General features: G+C 41.4%; 5 protein-coding genes. 1 reads left to right on the top strand and 4 read right to left on the bottom strand.

Features of this window, described 5'->3' with window-relative positions:
• Positions 1–112: 112 nt before the first annotated feature.
• The 4 genes from GNE10_RS33800 to GNE10_RS33785 all read right to left on the bottom strand — a co-directional run bounded on the left by GNE10_RS33800 (position 113) and on the right by GNE10_RS33785 (position 1,425).
• Positions 113–496, bottom strand: coding sequence for a hypothetical protein (locus GNE10_RS33800; protein ID WP_185570402.1), 384 nt, complete (start codon positions 494–496; stop codon positions 113–115).
• A 107-nt stretch (positions 497–603) separates the two neighbouring features.
• Complete coding sequence (locus tag GNE10_RS33795) at positions 604–792, bottom strand: hypothetical protein (protein ID WP_185570401.1); 189 nt, start codon at positions 790–792, stop codon at positions 604–606.
• Between the two features lie 98 nt (positions 793–890).
• Positions 891–1,211, bottom strand: a complete 321-nt coding sequence (locus GNE10_RS33790; RefSeq protein ID WP_185570400.1) for a hypothetical protein — start codon at positions 1,209–1,211, stop codon at positions 891–893.
• A gap of 37 nt (positions 1,212–1,248) precedes the next feature.
• Positions 1,249–1,425, bottom strand: coding sequence for a hypothetical protein (locus GNE10_RS33785; RefSeq protein WP_185570399.1), 177 nt, complete (start codon positions 1,423–1,425; stop codon positions 1,249–1,251).
• Between the two features lie 285 nt (positions 1,426–1,710).
• Between GNE10_RS33785 and GNE10_RS33780 the strand changes: the two genes are divergently transcribed.
• Positions 1,711–2,070: a hypothetical protein gene (locus GNE10_RS33780; RefSeq protein ID WP_185570398.1), complete on the top strand. Its 360-nt coding sequence runs from the start codon at positions 1,711–1,713 to the stop codon at positions 2,068–2,070.
• Positions 2,071–2,524 lie beyond the last annotated feature (454 nt).

Below are 2,524 nucleotides of genomic sequence, written 5' to 3'. Positions count from 1 at the left end.
CAACTAAACACTGATGGGGTATTAATGATGGTGTGCATTTTGCTAAACTAATTTTGGTATCGATTTATGGCGATCGCTCCATTGCCAAGGAAGCGCGATCGCCACGTAAAAACTAAAATCCGTTGGGGATATCACCGCTGTTTTTCGGTGTATCCCCTGGATCAAAAGGGATGTCATCTGGATCTGGTTCGGTAGGATCGGGTTTAGATTCGGCCTTTTCTAGTTCCTCTTTGGTTTTTTTAAGTTTTGTTATGTTTTGGTTGAGGTTAAAAACCTCGTCATGTAATTGGTTTTTTCGTGCTTCTAAATCTACAATTTGTTTTTGGAACTGGTTACCAATCTGAGAACGGATATTGCGCTCGACCAATTCCATTAACTCCAAGATTGCAGCATCGTTATCATCTCCATCTGCCACTTCCGCAAACAGTTCTAGGTGTTTGTTCTCGTAATTTCCTAGGTTTAAGACTCGTTTGTAACTGATGCTTTTGAGTTGCATAACAAACCCTTGCTAAGGTACTATTTTTTACATGGTAGATGGACTAAAAGCTCACGTTCTCGCGTTCAATTGAGCGTGAGCTTTTGACTGAGCGTGAGCTTTTGACCCTAACCTTGGTTAACTGACTGTGGCTGTGGCTGGTCAAACATTACTAGAAAAACTCCGCCACCTTGCCGCAAAATGCTTGCGTAAGCATCGGCATCAGAGCGAGTACGAAATCGATAAATGCATTCATTTTCACCATTGGGCATAACTCGGAAAATTGCCCACGGTCTAATCTCATTGCGGTAAGTCATAATAAATAGTTCCAAATTTTTCAAAAAAAACACCAGCGCAAGCTTTACCAGTCACGCTGGTGTATTCTCTACACAAAATCCTTAGATAAAATATTTAATTATTGCTTCATAGGCGCTTCTCCTAATTGCAAAACAGCTAAACTTTGACCGTAACGAGTTTGATGAATTAGGGCTTCAAGCAATCCCTCTCTATCTTTGAGGGATAAGGAACTATTAACTTGATACCCAACTACATAAATTTCATCGCGGCATCTTCCGGGGGCTTGTTCGCACAATTGGCTAGCGAGTGAGGAAATTAAAAAGAGTTTTTCTCGCCTAGACATTTGCCCAAACGTTGACCCGTATTCCTCTTGTAACGATTCCAATAAAGAACCGTCACCAGGGGTATAACTGGTGAAATGTCCAATTGGTTTTGTCATAATTTAGAATTCAGAATTCAGAATTCAGAAGTCAGAATTATTCCTCCTGTTTTTCATCAATAACAATTTCACCGATAACGATATTTACGGTGTTATTTTCATGTTTGAAATCGACTAACGCAAATTCGTTATCATCAACATCTGTGATAATCACCTTCGTGTTATCTGGGTAATGTTTCAAGTTTGCAATCAGTTCTACAACGGTTGTTGTCATGCGGTTATGTCCTGGGTAAGTGTGCATTGCAAAATCACCGCACAGACAACGCGTGTCTGCACTCGGTTCACTGGTGATTTAGTTAGGGTGTTTCCGCGCCGGGGAACAATCGCCAAGTGGCGCGGGTGCTTGCTCCTGAATATGCCCTCACAGGCTCAATGGCAAGGGTGAGGGGGGAATCAGACTTTTATACTTGTAAAAGTATAATTATGATATTAATACCGCACGTCTAAAAGTGCAAGATAATTATATACTTTTAGATGTGTGATAATAGAGGTCGATGATATGGGAATAAAAAATGCCAAAGACAGGTCGTCCAAAAAGCGGCAAAGTAGCGATATCAGGAACTTTGAGAGTAACACCAGAATCGTGGGAGTCACTTCGACTATTAGCCCAGAGCCTCGGAATGACCAGATCGGAGTTAGTGGAGAAAATAGCCAACAAACAAATACCTTTAGCTCTAGAAAGCGGTCAAGCAGCGGAATTACTGGGAAAATCGTTCGCCAGCTAATTGAAGAAACTGAAAGACAGCTGGCTTATTACAAAACTCAAGCAACTGAATTAGAAGCTAGGTTACAAGAACTATACGAATTAAGCGAGGATCTGGAACAACAAGAAAAAACTGAAAAGCAAGAACCTGAATAAAACCGTCCTGCCAGTGAGGTGAGGGCGGTTTTTGCTGTTTGGCGATCGCACTTGAGCTTCAGTTAGTGGCGATCGCTAACCGATATTGTACAAAATCATGTGCGGCGGCGGTGTTACCCCATGCCCAATGCCCAATGCCCAATGCCCAATGACTAATGACCAATGACAAGAGACGAAGCCCTAGAACTGATATCCCTTGGAAAACCCTGCTTTTATACAGGAAATATCCTCAAGTCATTTAAAAACAGAGAACTTTACATTATGCAGTTAACAGACTCCACCAGTACATTACAAGCTGCCAGAGTTTCTATATACCCAGATACGTGTAAGCACTCTGATTACAAGTCTGTTTGGGTAAAGTTCACTGAGTTAACAGCATAAAAAACCAAAAAGCCACCAAAAGATTTAGCGATCATGGTGGCTCCTTGAAAGTAATAGCAATAGAATTATGCCA

The organism is Nostoc sp. 2RC (assembly GCF_014222165.1).
Taxonomy (GTDB): Bacteria; Cyanobacteriota; Cyanobacteriia; order Cyanobacteriales; family Nostocaceae; genus Nostoc; species Nostoc linckia.
The sequence above is the reverse complement of the archived record's forward strand: the minus strand, read 5'-3'. Positions and strand labels throughout refer to the sequence as shown.